The sequence below is a fragment of the Flavivirga aquimarina genome, assembly GCF_030540835.1.
Classification (GTDB): Bacteria; Bacteroidota; Bacteroidia; order Flavobacteriales; family Flavobacteriaceae; genus Flavivirga; species Flavivirga aquimarina.
On record NZ_JAUOEK010000069.1, the window covers coordinates 70,643 to 87,595 of the forward strand.

Sequence of the window (16,953 nt, forward strand, 5' to 3'; positions counted from 1 at the left end):
CTTACAAATCGAGATCTTCACCACTGGTAACAATCTCATAATCAGTGCTTAATTATTATTTAAAGACAATGATACAATATTAAATGAGTTTTAAGTATTTTTATACGTGAATTGCCAAAAAAGACACATAATCTGTAAAAAAACATGAAAAATTTGTCTTTTTATTATAATTAAAAATATGAAAAAAACAGCCCTAATTACAGGAGCAACTAGTGGTATTGGAGAAGCAACTGCTTATGAATTTGCAAAACACGGTATCAATTTAATTTTATGTGGGAGGCGTCTAGATCGCCTTAACACGATTCAAAAAGCATTAGAGCGGTTAACCGATGTACATATTTTAAACTTTGATGTACGTGATAAAGAAAAAACACTGCAAGCCATTGAATCGCTACCTGATGCTTTTAAAAACATTGATATTTTAATAAATAATGCTGGTAATGCACATGGTTTAGATCCAATAAATGAAGGGAGTATTGACGACTGGGATGCTATGATGGATATTAACGTAAAAGGATTACTCTATGTAAGTAAGGCAGTTATTCCACAAATGACAGTACGTGAATCCGGACATATTATTAATATCGGTTCGTCGGCAGGTAAAGAAGTTTATCCAAAAGGAAATGTGTATTGTGGTAGTAAACATGCTGTTTTAGCTATTACAGAGGGTATGCGTATAGATTTAAACCCTTTTGGAATAAAAGTAGGAGCCATAAATCCCGGCTTGGTAGAAACCGAATTCTCCGAAGTACGCTTTAAAGGTGATAAAATTGCAGATTCTGTTTACAAGGGATTTAAAGCCTTACAGGCTAAAGACATTGCAGAGATTATTTACTTCGCAATTTCGCGGCCTCCTCATGTAAATATTGCAGATTTATTAGTGTTTCCAACGGCTCAGGCGAATAGTGTTATCGTAAAAAAGGATTTATAAAATGAAGAAGATACTTCTACTTCTTTTCTGTTTAATACTCTTTCCTATTTGTATTAACTCATTATATAGTCAAACCAATCAGGATTCTGAAGACCCAAGATTCATTATACATACTGTTGATTTAAAACAACAAAATTTAAGGTTTTATTGGAAAAGTAATGATGGAGTTAATATTGGAAATCATGAAAAATTAAAAAAATATCTTGAGAACAAATCCCAAAAATTAATTTTTGCTACAAATGGTGGGATGTATATGAAAGATGGCTCTCCTCAAGGGTTGTTTATAGAAAATGGGATCGTTAAAATTCCATTAGATACTCTAAAAAAAGATTATGGAAACTTTTACTTAGAACCTAATGGTGTTTTCTATGTAACAAAAGATAATAAAGGTGTCGTTTGTAAAACAGAAAATTTTAAGCTTAGCAAAAATATAGTCTATGCAACACAATCTGGACCAATGTTAGTCATTGACAATAAAATACATCCTGTATTTAAAAAGGATTCAAAACATTTACATATAAGAAATGGTATTGGTATCCTGTCTAATGGAGATCTTTTATTTGCCATGTCGAAAGGTTTAATCACATTATATGACTTTGCCGAATTTTTTAAAAATAATGGTTGTAAAAATGCTTTATACTTTGACGGATTTGTATCAAGAACATACCTGCCTTCTAAGAATTGGAAACAATTAGATGGTAATTTTGGAGTGATTATTGCCGAAATTGAAGAAATGAATTAAAAAGATTCCTGCTTTCGCAGGAATGACAGATATGATTAACAAACGTTTACTAATAAAACACCTTCTGGCTCATAACGATGAGAACAGCTTTTATGATAAAAAACGAAAAATAAACATTGGTCATAAAGAAGGAAAAGCTAAGTTTTTAAAACATGTTTGTGCACTTTCTAATAGCAACCCGAAAAACAACGCTTATATAGTTATTGGTGTTGAAGATGAAGACAACCATATTATTGGTGTCGATTTTTTTGATGACAGCAAAATACAAAACCTTATCAATGCTTACTTAAGCCACCCACCAATAATACAATACGAAAACATTCCATTTCCACATCTTCCCGACGATAAAGTAGTTGGTTTAGTAACTATTAGACCTACCGGTAAAATAACATCTCTTAGAAAAAACATTTGGAAATACTATGGAGGCTCTGTATTTTTTAGAGATGGGAGCATGAGTATGCCCAAGGTGTTTGATATTGAAATAAAAGACACCAATTCTAAAATTGTTGAGGCCATTGAGAACAATGCTCAAAATAACATAGAGCATACGCTTGATGGTGTTTTCGACTTTATGAATACCCGTAAAGATTACAATGCGCAATACAAAGTTTTTAAAGAGTATTTTGTAGTGTGTTGGGCAGGTCAAAAAAAAGTTGTAAAAGATGAAGTCTTTTTTTCCAGAGTAGATATTGAATTGATTAATGAGCAAGTACGATTATTTTTTTCTGCCTTAGATGAGGTCTCTATTTTATTTGATGACAACAGCTTTAAGATTGTTGAATATGTGGGTCTTGGGCTTCAAAATTCCAGTAAATATTATCCATTAGAAGAAACAATTATTCGTTTTGAAAACAATGCAAACTATACCATTGAAACAAAATTATTATTCAAACCTCCTCAATTTGATAAAAAGGTATTGCATCATATTTATAACACTAATAATGCTATTTTAGAAAAACTTAAAAAAGGATTTGCACTTACAAAAAGAGAAGAAGTAGATTTAAGAAATTTACCTGGAACGTATCTTATATGTTTTCTTAATTCATTTGAGGAAGCCATAAATAGACTTAACGAAGCCAAACCTTATTTAAAAGCTCATAGTAATGAGTTATACAATCTTTACAAAGAGTCTTTGCGCATCTTAAGAAAGGTCAAATACAGTTAATATGAGTTAACAAGTTTAGCCTAAAATTAATCTTAAGTTAACTTTTCAAGTTTTGAAATAAAAGAAAAATTATTAATTTTGCAATGCTATTAATCTTTTTAGATATAACCTTGTTTCTCCCGAAAAAAAATCGGCATTGGAACAAGGTTTTTTTGTGCTTAAATAAAATCTAATTGGTTGAACGATTTATTCAAAATAGCTTTGTCATTTACTTCTAGCCATTTATTTAAAACGGTGGCATAAATGGTTCTAAAATCTATTTCAAATTTTAAATCGCCATTATCATCTAAATCACTTAAACTGGAAGCTTCATTATAAAATCCTTGCTTTTTTAACTTATCGCCTATAATAAAAACATTATTAGCCGTACCATGATCGGTTCCCATGCCTGCATTTTGTTTTACGCGTCTGCCAAATTCAGAAAAGGTTAAAATTAGGGTGTCTTTAAAAGTGTTATTTTCTTTTAAATCACTAACAAACGCTTCCATGCTATTGGCATAAATACCTAATAACCTATTTTGTGCGTTTTTTTGGTTTGCATGCGTATCAAATCCGCCTAAAGAGGCATAAAATACTTTTGTTTGCAAACCTGAGTTAATAAACTGTGCGGTTGTTTTTAACTGATTTCCAAATTGATTTTTCGGGTACCCATCCTTAGCCGAAACAGTTTTACTCGTTTCATAAATATATTTTGCAGAAGACTCTGCCGATATCATAGATTTATATAAATACCCTAAGTTGTGTTCGCTAAGGTGGATATCATTTTGATGTTTTAACACGTTTTTAAAATAAGGGTCTTTAGACATGTTATACAAAACTTTTGGGTTTTGTGTAGCAATTCCATTAAACCGATTTCCTTTTAAGGCAATAGATAAACTTTCGTTTAGTTCAATAGCATGATACGGATGTTTAGCAGAATGATCTAAATAACGACCGATCCAACCTTCCTGTAAATACTCATTAGAGTCACTTGCTGTATGCCAAATGTCCATCGATCTAAAATGAGATCTAACAGGGTTAGGATACCCTACACTATTAATAATAGAAAGATTACCGTTATCGTATAAACGTTTTAAGGGTAATAAACTTGGGTGTAACCCTATGTCGTCATTAAGTTTTATAACATCGGTTTTTGATAACGCTATGGTTGGGCGTTCTTTATAATAGATATCATTTCTATAAGGTATAACCGTATTTAAACCATCATTTCCTCCAGATAATTGGACAATTACCAAACGTTTATAACCTAAGCTACTGCTGGCAACTTCTTCAAAAGCTTTTACAAAACTTGGCACAAAGAATAAACTACTTGCCAATGTTGAATTCTTTAAAAATTTTCTTCTATCCATAACTAACACATTTGATATTCTGGTAACGACATTAACTGAATACAATAATCTCTTTTAGTCCCTTTTTTCAATGACTGTAAATAATCTTCCGTTTTAGAATTAATATGACATTGTAATAAATGATTTTCTAATGTTTCTAAAGACACTTTTTTAAAGTTCGTATTAAAAACATCCCAATTGGGCTCTACTTTAAATCGGTTCTTTTTACTTCTGTTTTTGGAAGACATGTCCATCATACTATCAGAGTCATCCACTTCAATTTTAGAAATATAAGCATTGTTTAATAGTATGGAAGGCAATTTTAACCGAAACATAATCGTGTTACTGTCTATCCAACTCCTTCCACCTTTCCAACCAGCTACATTAGGCGGGTTTAACAATGTTTGCCCTAATACTTTTTGAATATAAAGCAATTGCCTTGAATTTTTAAACTGAACAGGAACAATGCCATTTATACCAACTAAAAACTCAATAGGAGATTTGATCTTTGTTCCTATATTTTCATCATCATAAAACCAATCGGAAAGGAGTAGATGCCTCATTAGTTTTTCGATATTATAATTAGGATAAAAAACACTTACCATTTCATCTATATGCGCTTTATGCACAACATCACTCACAAAATATTTGTATATTTTTTCGCAAATATATTTAGCACATTGTTCTTTTTCTAAAATGATATCGATAATAGCTTCACCATCAAAATTTCCTGTTTTACCAAAAAATGTTTTATTACCAGTGTCATGCTGAGGTTTTCTTAAAACAAATTCTCCTTTAAAATTATGATTATACCCTGTAAAAGCACGTGCACTTTCTTTAATATCCTGTTCGGTATAATTGCCAACGCCTAAAGTGAATAACTCCATAAGTTCTCTGGCGAAATTTTCATTAGGCTTTAGTTTTCTGTTTTGTTTCGTATTTAAATACTTTGTCATGGCAGCCTCTTTTGAAATAGCCTTTACAAAATCTTTAAAATTCCCTAAAGCGTGCTTACGTAAGGTATTATTAAACTGTTGAATGAATAAAATATTATTGTCTTCGCACACAAAATGGTTAGCCCAAAACAAGGTCATTTTTTCACGTAGCAGTTCATCTGTATTTGCTAATCTGCCTATCCATGCAACATTTAATTCAAGCCTCTTTTTTCGACTAATTTCTTGAAATTTCTTTCTGTTTTCTTTTGTAAAATCAGACTTGCTCGTAAACAAAGCATCAATTTCGGAGGTATCTACTTTTAGAGGTGTAACACTTTTTGAAGCTTTAAAAAGATGGGCAACAATTTCTGTTTTACTCTTTTTTGATAAAGTATTAAGTTGTGCTGGTAAAATCCCAAAACCTGTACGCCAATATAAATGCTGAATGTGCTTGTGTTCCATAATTGAAAACTTTAATAATCTATCGAAGTATATTATATAGACTTTTAAAAAGCAAAAAGGTTTAAAATTTAGAGACTTTAAGCTGTCAGATAGATTACTGTTTATTCTATTTTCGGACGTAAAAAAGACCTGCCAGGTTTTTAAAACCTGGCAGGTCTGAATTGAATTAAGATAGTTTTTTAAGTGAATTTTGTAAGTAAAGTGTAACAATTTCTGTTTTGCTCTTTTTGGATAAGGTGTTACTGTGGTGGTAAAATACCAAGGCCCGTAAGCCAAAATAAATGTTGAATGTGCCTGTGTTCCATAACCGAAGACTTTAATAACCCATTGGAGTATGTTATGATAGACTTTTAAAAAACGAAATGGTTTAAAATTTAGAAACTTTGAGTCTTTTTATCCAACACAAATGCTGTATTACATCTAGCCCATATTGCCGTTTTGCTCATTATTGGTTGCCATCTTTTTTTCTAAATATGTTTCAATATCTATTTCCCAACCCTTAAGTACTTTAAAAGCAACCTTTAAATAATTTTGAATATAAGGTATTTGATAAAATGGCAATAAATTGGTAATCGCCTCATCAACTAATTGAATTGACAATGCTCTATCAATCTTAGATTCTTGATAATAGATTCCCATATTTATTTGAGTCATTCCTACGTCAGGCAAATAGGTTTGGGGATTGGCTTCTGCTAATTTTCTTCTTATCTCTAAAGCTTCTTCATAGGAGCTCTCGGCTTTCTCAAATTCATTTTTAGCCCTCTGTAAAACCGCCAAATTATTTAAAGTCCCTGCAACATATGGCAAATAGGTTTGGGGATTGGCTTCTGCTAATTTTCGATATATCTCTAAAGCTTCTTCATAGGAGCTCTCGGCTTTCTCAAATTCATTTTTATCCCTCTGTAAAACCGCCAAATTATTTAAAGTCATTCCTACGTCAGGCAAATAGGTTTGAGGGTTGTCTTCTGCTAATTTTCTTCTTATCTCTAAAGCTTCTAGATAGGAGCTCTCTGCCTTCCCAAATTCATTTTTATCACTCTGTAAATTAGCCAAATTATTTAAAGTTGCCGCTTTTTCATAATTGGACGTTACTTTTTGTAAACAAATTCGATAATAATGTGTTGATTTATTAAATTTATGGATAAATTTAAAATAATTTGCAGCTTCCAAACAATTATCCCAATTGCTAAAAAGTTCCAATGCCTTTTCATAATTTGAACCTGCTTCAGCAAATTTATTTTTCACTCTCAGTATTCGAGCTTTTAAAATTCGTGTTTCCGCTTTTTGTTTAATATCTTCAATAGCAAGTTTTTCTTCCTCTTCCATTTTTACTTCATCCAACACAACTAATGCCTTGTCCATTTTTCCAACAATGAAATAATCTAAAGCTTCTTGATATAAATTTGTGTTTTCACTTAAATCTTTACCCTCTATTTCAGTTAAAAAGTGAGAGACTTGATTTTCTAAAGATTTCTTTTCATTTTTTAATGCCTCAATTTTATTAGACAAACCAATTATTTCTTTATCTAAATAACCTTGAATCTTTACTTTATCTTTAATACGACTTTTAAGTATTTTAATTTGTTCTTGGTATGGATCTATAAATGGCTGTAGAAATTCCTGAAATGACTTTCTCTCTTCTATTTGTTCTCCCTCACTATTTATGTACTGAAAAATAAATATGTTATTTCCAAGGGCTGTTACTTTATTGAGGTTAGAATTACTCATCTTTATTTATGCCCTTTTTTTTTATTGTTTGGGTTATATTGATATTACTACCGAATACGTTTTTAATTGAGTTTCTGCTTGTTTTGATTACATTTCCATTTAACTTACTATTTCTCTCTAAATAATCTAAAATCAAACAGACCATTGATAGCACTCCAAGTACAGCAACTGTAATTAAATCTAATTCTTTTAGTCCGGCTTGTATGTTTAAATTTCCCGTTTTAGAATTAATAAAAAAATAAATATTACTAAGTAAAGGAAATGAAATAACATAAAAGGCTCTCATATATCTTGTTGCAGGATTGTTTAGTAAAACGAGTACTAAAATAACAACTGCAATTATTAAAGATATTTGCCAATCTCCAATTATAGCATAAGTAATTATCCCTCCAATTATTCCTAAGACTGTAGATGTTAGAATCCAATTACCTTTCATTTACTTAATTTTTTATTTTATTACTAACACATACTTACAAATCAAATTTAATCCCCTGTGCCAAAGGTAATTCAGTGGTGTAATTAATAGTATTCGTTTGACGTCTCATATATACTTTCCAAGCATCAGAACCCGATTCGCGTCCGCCTCCAGTTTCTTTTTCACCACCAAAAGCACCACCAATTTCAGCACCCGAAGTTCCAATGTTTACATTAGCAATACCACAATCTGACCCAGCAACAGATAAGAAGCGCTCAGCCTCACGTAAATTATTAGTCATAATAGCCGAGCTTAATCCTTGTGCCACTTCATTTTGAATAGCAATGGCGTTTTCAACTTCACCCGAATATTTTAATAAATATAAAACAGGCGCAAAGGTTTCATGCTGTACAATTTTAAAGTGAGGTTTTGCTTCAGCAATAGCTGGTTTTACATAACATCCACTTTCGTAACCTTCACCAGAAAGTACGCCACCTTCAACAATAATATTCCCGCCTTCTTCAACGACTTTGGATAAGGCGTTTTCATACATGCTCACAGCACCCGTGTCAATTAATGGCCCTACATGGTTGTTTTCATCCAACGGATTTCCAATACGCAACTGCTTATAAGCATCAACAACCGCATTTTTAACTTGATCGTAAATACTCTCATGAATAATTAAACGACGAGTAGATGTACAACGCTGTCCGGCAGTACCAACAGCTCCAAAAACAGCCCCGATTACAGTCATTTTAATATCTGCATCTGGTGTTACAATTATGGCATTATTACCACCTAACTCTAATAAAGATTTCCCCAAACGTGCGGCTACTTCCTGTGCCACAATTTTACCCATTCTGGTAGAACCTGTAGCAGAAATTAAAGGGACGCGAGTATCTTTAGTCATAAACTCACCTACCTTATAATCACCATTAATTAAATTACAAATCCCTTCTGGTAAGTTATTTTCTTTAAAAACTTCGGCTGCGATATTCTGACAAGCCACACCACAGATAGGTGTTTTTTCAGAAGGTTTCCAAACACAAACATCACCACAAATCCAAGCCAAAGCAGTATTCCATGCCCAAACAGCCACCGGAAAATTAAAAGCCGAAATAATGCCAACCACCCCTAGTGGGTGATATTGCTCGTACATGCGATGCCCTGGGCGCTCTGAATGCATAGTTAAGCCGTGAAGCTGACGTGATAACCCAACTGCAAAATCACAGATGTCAATCATTTCCTGAACTTCTCCTAATCCTTCCTGATAAGATTTACCCATTTCATAAGATACCAACTTCCCTAAAGCCTCTTTCTTTTCTCTTAGTTTTTCACCAAACTGACGTACAATTTCGCCACGCTGTGGTGCAGGCATGGTTCTCCATGTTTTAAAAGCATTTGTAGCATGCTCCATAACTTTTTCATAATCTTCTTTAGTGGTTGTTTTTACCTTACCGATCAATTCACCATCGACCGGAGAAAAAGATTCTATAATATCGCCACTGGAAAAACGATTCGAACCTGTTGAAGTGCCTTCGTTTACACCTTCCACACCTAAAATTTTAAGCGCTTTATCTATTCCAAAATCAGTTGTTATTGTTTGCATTTATTGTTGAATTATTATTTATGATAAAATTATTTTGCGAATATAGCAATAAAAACTCTCTTTTATCCAAATTTGGTAATGATAAAACTGGTAACTTTAATGCGTTAATCAATTATAATTTTTATGAAAATATCTACCTACATTTTAATAATTACTTTATTGTTCTTTAGTTGTAAAGAGAAAGGTAAACGAATCGACTCTAATCCTCAAGAAAATCACCAAAATGTCCCTGAAATTGAGGCAAATACAAATGAGTTTTCTATAATAATTCATGGAGGTGCAGGTACCATTTTAAGAAAAAACATGTCTCCGGAAAAAGAAGCGGCTTATAAAACAGTATTAGAAAAAGCCATAAAAGTTGGATATAACATCTTAAAAAATGGAGGGTCTAGTTTGGATGCCGTACAAAAAACGATTAATGTTATGGAAGACTCACCTCTGTTTAATGCCGGAAAAGGAGCTGTTTTTACTAACGCAGGTACTAATGAGCATGATGCCTCTATCATGGATGGAAAAACATTAAATGCAGGAGCATCCGCAGGAACAACAATTGTAAAAAACCCTATAAATTTAGCCAGAACTATTATGGACAAGTCGCCCCATGTTATGTTGTCTGGAAATGGTGCCAATACTTTTGCAAAAGAGCAAGGTTTGCAAATTGTTGCCCCCGATTATTTTTATACCGAAAAACGTCATAAATCGCTTGAAAAAATAAAAGAATCGGAAAAACTTGAATTGGATCACGATGACAAAACAGCCTTCTTTTATGACGAAGCTATTAAAAACTCCAAATTTGGAACGGTAGGCTGCGCAGCGCTCGATAAAAACGGAAATTTAGCTGCAGGCACTTCTACTGGAGGTATGACTAATAAACGCTGGGGGCGTATTGGAGACTCACCCATTATTGGAGCAGGTACTTATGCAAATAATAATACCTGCGCTATATCCAGTACAGGTTGGGGCGAGTATTTTATTCGTGCTATGGTAGCTCACGATATTTCTGCTCTTATGGAATATAAAAATTTATCCTTACAAGAAGCCGCCAAAGAAGTCATTCAAAATAAACTATCAAATTTAGGAGGCACAGGAGGTGTTATCGCCGTTGATAAAAATGGAGATATGGTCGCAGAATTTAATACAGCAGGTATGTATAGAGCAACCATGAATGATAAAGGCGAATTATCCATTGGTATCTATAAAAATTAATAATATATCAGTCAGTCTGATACCCGTGTTAAAATTTAACTAGCGTAAGCAATGGCGTAGTCGAAATGATAGTTCCATTGTCCTCCTGAGGGCAGTCGAAGGACTTGTTAGTTATTACCTTTAAAGCGTTTCGACTGCGTTCCTTGTGACATTTTTAATTTTATCATGTACTTAGCACAAAATTTAAAATTACTTTTTTAGAAAAAGTTGTGTGTAATAATAATGCCCGTTTTCATTTTTGATAGCACTAATACCAATATGTGTAAAATCACCTTCTATATTTTCTCTATGCCCTTTGCTTTCTAACCAATCTGTCATAACATCTTGTGCCGATTTTTGTTTGGCAGCTACATTTTCACCAACACCTTTAGCATTTTCCTCATCAAACAACCTATCTGCTCGGTAATCAAAATTATCATGGCTGATGTCTCCCTGACTAATCATGAATATATTATGTTCTTTGGCTAAATCTTCCGCTAAAGTGCTAACCTCTAAAACTTGTTTTCCAATACCTAATCTATGTTCATTTACTAATTGTAGTATAGTCGTTGTTATTTCTTCTTCGATATCGGTATCCGAATTATCTTTTGAACATCCTATGTTACAGGTTAATATGGTAAAAAACACTAGAACAAGTCCAGTTCTTGATAAGAATTTTTTCATGAATTATGTGATTTGGGGTTTTTAAATATACGTTTTATTTAACTTTATGGTTTATTTGACTACCTTAAAATCTTATAATTAATTTAACATATAACAAAAATCTAAAGAACAAAATTGTAACGTAACTAATTTAACAAGAAGCTACCTACACTTTCTTTTTCAAGTTTATTTTTTCATTTAAAACAACTCTTATGTTATTAAAAAAGTCATTAGCTTTCGTAGTGCTTATTATATTAGCCGCATCTTGTAAAAAGAAAGTCGTTGAAACAGATAACCTTTTTAAATTCAAAGATTATATAAGTTACACATCATCCGGTCTAACATCAGTAACCAGTCCAATTGAAATAAGTTTAACCGAAGATGTCGAAGGTTGGTTAATGGGTGAAGAAATAACAGAACAGATCATTTCCATAAGTCCACATGTACAAGGGAAATTAATAGTTGCTAATAAGCATACTTTAATGTTTACTCCAGATGAACCACTTCAACCAGCTACCGAATACGCTGTTACAGTTAAACTAAACGATATTTATAAAGATATTCCTAAAGGTTTTGAAACCTATACGTTTCAGTTTAAAACCATTACACCAAGCTTTAATATAGTAACAAATAATTTACAATCTTATAGTAAAAAGTGGCAGTATTTAGAAGGTGTTATTAAATCGGCAGATATTATTTCTCTAGATAAGGCTAAGCAATTGGTAAAGGCCTCACAAAATGGAAATAACTTAATTATTGTATTTAACGATGCTAATGAAAAAAGCAAGATTTTCGATTTTAAAATTGATAGTATTAATCGCTTGAATGACGATAGTAACATTCTCGTTTCCTGGAATGGAAAGCCTATTGAAGCAGCTAACAAAGGAGAAAACAAAGTCATTATTCCGGGGATAAATAACTTCACAATTACTAAAACAGCAGTAGTTCAATCACCCGAACAACATTTGCTAATCAATTTTTCAGACCCTATAAAAAAGCAACAAAATTTTGATGGTTTGGTCATGCTTCAAAATGTAAAAAAACCAAAATATGTTGTTGATGGAAACGTCCTAAAAGTATACCCAGATACTAAATTGGTAGGCAACATTCGAGTAGATATTTTTCAAGGCATTAAAAACAAAGAAGGTTTCAAACTTAAAAACCCTTTTTCAGAAACCATCGCTTTCGAAGCATTAAAACCACAGGTACGTTTAATTAGTAACGGGAGTATTTTACCAAATTCGGAAGCATTAAAATTTAATTTCGAAGCTGTTAACTTGAGTGCTGTTGATGTTAGAATTATTAAAATTTTCGAAGACAATATTCTTCAGTTTTTGCAAGACAATAACATGAATAGTAATAACAGTCATGCCATTAGAAAAGTGGGGCGTCGTATTGCAAAACAAACCATTCCTTTAGTATCTGAAGCCGAGAATACAGGAAAATGGAAAGCATATAGTATTGATTTATCAAATTTTTTTAAAGTAGACCCTGGGGCTATTTATCGTGTAGAAGTGAGTTATAATAGAAACCATTCATTGTATGATTGTGATGCCGTTGTTAAAGTAAACAATGTTGAAAATGGTGATGATTATTACGATGAAGCATACTATGAAGAAGATTACGGTGAAGAAACTACTGAAGATGAAGAATTAAGAGAAGAAGCCTATTGGAATAATTTAAATTATAGATACCGCAACTATTCTTATAACTGGCGCGAACGCGAAAACCCTTGTCATGAAGCCTATTATAATGAAAACCGTGTAGTGTCTCAAAACCTAATTGCTTCAAACCTGGGAGTGATTGCAAAACGAAGCACTAACAATTCGTATTACTTTGCAGTTACAAATATTTTAAATACCAATCCAGAACCCAATGCAACAGTATCACTTTATAACTTCCAGCAACAAAAGCTAGAAGAAGCCATTACAGATAAGGAAGGGCTAACTATTATTGATGCCGAAAAACATGCCGCATTTGCTATTGTTTCAAAAGGAAATAATGTTAGCTATATAAAACTTCATGATGGCAATTCATTATCACTAAGTAAGTTTGATGTTTCCGGTAACAAGTTACAACGCGGACTTAAAGGGTATATTTATGGCGAACGTGGTGTTTGGCGACCCGGTGATACGTTACACTTAACATTCATGTTAAATGACCAAGCCAATAAGCTACCTAAACAGCATCCCGTAAAGTTGGAAATTACCGATCCCAACGGAAAATTAATTTATAAAAAAGTTAGTGTAGATAACATTAATGATTTTTTCAAATTTACGGTTCCTACATCTTCAGAAGGTAAAACAGGACATTATAATGCTAAAGTCTCTGTAGGAGGGGCGACATTTTACAAAGGGTTAAAAATTGAAACTGTAAAACCTAACCGATTAAAAATTAAAGTTGATTTTGAAAATGAGATTCTTACAAGTAAAGCCCCTTTAAAAGGAAACTTAGATGTAAAATGGCTTCATGGTGCTCCGGGAAAAAACTTAAAAGCCGAAATAAAAGCCAAATTCAGCACCTCATATTCAGGATTTAAAAATTATAAAAACTACACATTTAACGACCCAACACGTCAATTTAATACCGAAGAAATTAATGTTTTTGAAGGGAAAGTAAATGAAGAAGGACAAGCCAACATTACTAATAAAATAGCTATTGGTAAAAATGCTCCCGGGATGTTAAACGTTCAGTTTTTAGTACGTGCTTTCGAAAACGGAGGCGATTTCTCATTAGATGCATTCACCAAACAATATGCGCCTTACGAGTCTTTTGTTGGGTTACGTTCGCCAAAAGGAAATGCCTATGGGTCTTATTTCACAGACGAAAATCAAAGTTTTGATGTCGTTGTGGTTGATGCCAAAGGGAAACCTGTAAAGCGAAATAATCTGGAAGTAAAGGTTTATAAAATTGAATGGCGCTGGTGGTGGAATTCATCTTACGACAATTTATCAAGCTACGTTTCCAGCAGTTACCACAGACCTTATTTAAAAGCTAAAATAAGTACTAATGCTAATGGAAAAGCAACATTAAATATAAAAATTCCAGATGGTGAGCGGGGGCGTTACCTTATAAGAATTAAAGACCCTGTAAGTGGACATGCCACGGGAAGAACAGCCTATTTTTATAAAAACTGGTGGCAAAATGCATCCTCAGGAGATAAAGGTGCAGCAAAAATGCTCATTTTTTCGGCAGATAAAGAAAAATATAACGTTGGTGAAACGGCAAGAATAACATTTCAATCAGGTAGCGAAGGTCGCGCTTTGGTAAGTGTTGAAAATGGGACAGAAGTTTTAGACCAAAAATGGGTAAAAACAAAACCGGGAGAAACGACGGTTGATATTCCTGTAACATCAGACATGGCACCCAATGTATTTATAAATATTTCATTATTACAACCACATGCAATTACAGCTAACGATTTACCAATTCGCTTATTCGGGGTCATTCCTATAATGGTTGAAGACCCTAATACCAAATTAGAACCCGAATTAAAAATGCCGGACAAGCTACGTCCGGAACAAGAGTTTCAGGTTACCGTTTCAGAGAAGAACAATAAACCGATGACCTATACCATTGCTATGGTAGAAGAAGGTTTGTTGGATTTAACACGTTTTAAAACACCAAATGCATGGAATTCCTTTTATGCTCGCGAAGCTTTAGGTATAAAAACCTGGGATGTTTTTGATGATGTTATTGGTGCATATTCCGGTAGTATAGATCAAGTATTTGCTATAGGAGGTGATGGTAGTGCTACTGGTGGAAAAAATAAAAAAGCAAATCGTTTTAAGCCTGTAGTTACTTATTTAGGCCCTTTCACGTTAAAAGCAGGCGCTAGTAAAAAACATAAAATAAAAATGCCAAATTACATAGGAGCTGTAAGAACGATGGTAGTTGCCGGAAATAATGCAACCGAAGCTTATGGAAGTACAGATAAATCTGTAGAAGTAAAAAAACCTTTAATGGTGTTGGCATCGCTTCCGCGGAAATTAAGTCCGGGTGAAAAAGTAACACTTCCAGTAACGGTTTTTGCTATGGAACCTAAAGTGAAAAATGTAAATATTAGCCTAAAACTTAGTAATGGAATTTCTATTGTTGGAGCTAAATCCAAAACGCTCACTTTTGCCAATCCAGATGAACAAATGGCATACTTCGAATTGGATGTAAGTAAAGCAAAAGGCATTAACACTGTTGAGGTAATTGCTTCTGGAAATGGAGAAAAATCGACTTATAAAGTTGAACTAGACGTTATAAATCCAAATCCTATAACATCCAAACCAATAGACCAGATTTTAGAAGCAAACGCATCAGAATCTATAACATTTTCAACATTTGGGGTTTACGGTACAAACTCGGCAACGCTTGAATTTTCTACCATGCCTCCAATGGATTTTTCACGCAGATTGCAATATTTAATTCAATACCCTCATGGCTGTGTAGAGCAAACGACATCAAGCGTGTTTCCGCAGTTGTTTTTAAACGATATTTTCGATTTAACACACGATAAAAAGCAAAAAATTAAAACCAATATAGAAAACGGTATTAAGCGTTTAGGTCATTTTCAAAGACCAAACGGCGGTTTAAGTTATTGGATGGGAGAAAACAACACCAACGATTGGGGAACAAGTTACGCAGGGCATTTTATGCTTGAAGCCGAAAAGAAAGGCTTTGTTTTACCACTCACTTTTAAAAGTAATTGGATTTCATATCAACAACAGATGGCAAGAGATTGGAGACCAAGCTACAGAAATTATAATTCGGATTTAGCCCAAGCTTATAGGTTATATACTTTGGCTCTTGCAGGTAGTCCAGATTTAGCAGCAATGAATCGCTTGCGTGAATTTAGTGAAATTTCAAATGAAGCCAAATGGCGTCTTGCTGCTGCCTATGCATTAGCAGGACAAAAAGAAGCGAGCGATAATATTTCGCAATCGGCAAATATTAATTTTAAACCTGTTCGCTATAATTATTATACCTATGGGTCTGTTGATAGAAACCGCGCTATGGCTTTAGAAACGATGGTACTTACTAAAAACCCAAAAAGACGCGAATTATCTCAATATATTGCTAAAGATTTATCGAGTAACCGTTGGATGAGTACTCAAACAACTGCTTATAGTTTACTAGCTATTGCAAAAATGGTGAACGCTAATGGAGGAAAAGCACTTAATGTAAACTATACCATAAACGGGAAAGCAGAAACGATAAATTCTAAAAGTGCTATTGCGCAACGCGAATTAAAAGTTGTCGATGGAGAAAACACGTTGTTGTTTGCTAATAACAAAGATAATGTGGTTTATGTACGTGTTTTAAATTCGGGGAAATTGCCATTAGGCCAAGAATTAGCAGAACAACGCGGATTAAGTGTTTCCTATACATACAAAGATTCAAAAGGAAATAAAATTGATATATCTCAACTAACGCAAGGACAAGATTTTGTGGCAACAGTTAAAGTTAGTAACCTTAAAAATGAAGCTATTAACGATGTGGCATTAACGCAAATATTTCCTTCTGGTTGGGAGATTGTAAACACTCGTTTTACAGACTTTGGAAATACAACAACGAGTCAAGCCAGATTTACAGATATTAGGGACGATCGTGTTAATTTCTATTTTGATTTAGGACGCAAAGGAAGGCAGGATACCAAAACCTTTAATGTCATGTTGAATGCGTCGTATTTAGGCAGGTATTATTTGCCGGGTATTCAGGCAGAAGCTATGTATGATAATGAGTATTTGGTAAGGACTAAAGGGCAGTGGGTTACTGTGGAAAAGTAGTCAAGAAAATAAC

Annotated in this window: 11 protein-coding genes; 5 read left to right on the forward strand and 6 right to left on the reverse strand. The window is 33.3% G+C overall.

Annotation, left to right across the window (positions count from 1 at the left end; genetic code table 11):
• Positions 1-178 precede the first annotated feature (178 nt).
• Genes Q4Q35_RS05995 through Q4Q35_RS06005 form a run of 3 tightly spaced genes read left to right on the forward strand, consistent with a single transcriptional unit; the run spans position 179 to position 2,838 of the window.
• The gene (locus Q4Q35_RS05995; protein WP_303277040.1) at positions 179-931 is read left to right on the forward strand and encodes an SDR family NAD(P)-dependent oxidoreductase; all 753 of its coding nucleotides are present in this window, start codon (positions 179-181) and stop codon (positions 929-931) included.
• 1 nt (position 932) lies between these two features.
• On the forward strand, positions 933-1,673 hold the full coding sequence (locus Q4Q35_RS06000) for a phosphodiester glycosidase family protein (RefSeq protein WP_303277041.1): 741 nt from the start codon (positions 933-935) through the stop codon (positions 1,671-1,673).
• A 31-nt stretch (positions 1,674-1,704) separates the two neighbouring features.
• Positions 1,705-2,838 (forward strand): ATP-binding protein, encoded by a 1,134-nt coding sequence (locus tag Q4Q35_RS06005; RefSeq protein ID WP_303277042.1) that lies wholly within the window; start codon positions 1,705-1,707, stop codon positions 2,836-2,838.
• A 158-nt stretch (positions 2,839-2,996) separates the two neighbouring features.
• Here Q4Q35_RS06005 and Q4Q35_RS06010 read toward each other — a convergent pair whose 3' ends face one another.
• The 5 genes from Q4Q35_RS06010 to amaB all read right to left on the reverse strand — a co-directional run bounded on the left by Q4Q35_RS06010 (position 2,997) and on the right by amaB (position 9,315).
• Positions 2,997-4,187, reverse strand: coding sequence for a DUF1501 domain-containing protein (locus tag Q4Q35_RS06010; RefSeq protein ID WP_303277043.1), 1,191 nt, complete (start codon positions 4,185-4,187; stop codon positions 2,997-2,999).
• Between the two features lie 2 nt (positions 4,188-4,189).
• A complete protein-coding gene (locus tag Q4Q35_RS06015; protein ID WP_303277044.1) occupies positions 4,190-5,563 on the reverse strand; it encodes a DUF1800 domain-containing protein in 1,374 nt (457 codons plus the stop codon).
• 420 nt (positions 5,564-5,983) lie between these two features.
• Positions 5,984-7,291, reverse strand: a complete 1,308-nt coding sequence (locus tag Q4Q35_RS06020; protein ID WP_303277045.1) for a tetratricopeptide repeat protein — start codon at positions 7,289-7,291, stop codon at positions 5,984-5,986.
• Entirely contained in the window at positions 7,284-7,727 is a 444-nt protein-coding gene (locus Q4Q35_RS06025) for a hypothetical protein (RefSeq protein ID WP_303277046.1), read from the reverse strand. The genes Q4Q35_RS06020 and Q4Q35_RS06025 overlap by 8 nt, the downstream gene beginning before the upstream one ends.
• Positions 7,728-7,761: 34 nt before the next feature.
• Entirely contained in the window at positions 7,762-9,315 is a 1,554-nt protein-coding gene (amaB, locus tag Q4Q35_RS06030) for an L-piperidine-6-carboxylate dehydrogenase (RefSeq protein ID WP_303277047.1), read from the reverse strand.
• Positions 9,316-9,438: 123 nt separating this feature from the next.
• Here amaB and Q4Q35_RS06035 point away from each other — a divergent pair, with 123 nt between their 5' ends.
• Positions 9,439-10,521, forward strand: a complete 1,083-nt coding sequence (locus tag Q4Q35_RS06035) for an isoaspartyl peptidase/L-asparaginase family protein (RefSeq protein WP_303277048.1) — start codon at positions 9,439-9,441, stop codon at positions 10,519-10,521.
• 189 nt (positions 10,522-10,710) lie between these two features.
• On the opposite strand, the gene Q4Q35_RS06040 is transcribed toward Q4Q35_RS06035, so the two are convergent.
• Positions 10,711-11,184 (reverse strand): CAP domain-containing protein, encoded by a 474-nt coding sequence (locus tag Q4Q35_RS06040; protein WP_303277049.1) that lies wholly within the window; start codon positions 11,182-11,184, stop codon positions 10,711-10,713.
• Positions 11,185-11,375: 191 nt separating this feature from the next.
• On the opposite strand from Q4Q35_RS06040, the gene Q4Q35_RS06045 reads away from it, so the two are divergent.
• Positions 11,376-16,940: an alpha-2-macroglobulin family protein gene (locus Q4Q35_RS06045; RefSeq protein WP_303277050.1), complete on the forward strand. Its 5,565-nt coding sequence runs from the start codon at positions 11,376-11,378 to the stop codon at positions 16,938-16,940.
• Positions 16,941-16,953 lie beyond the last annotated feature (13 nt).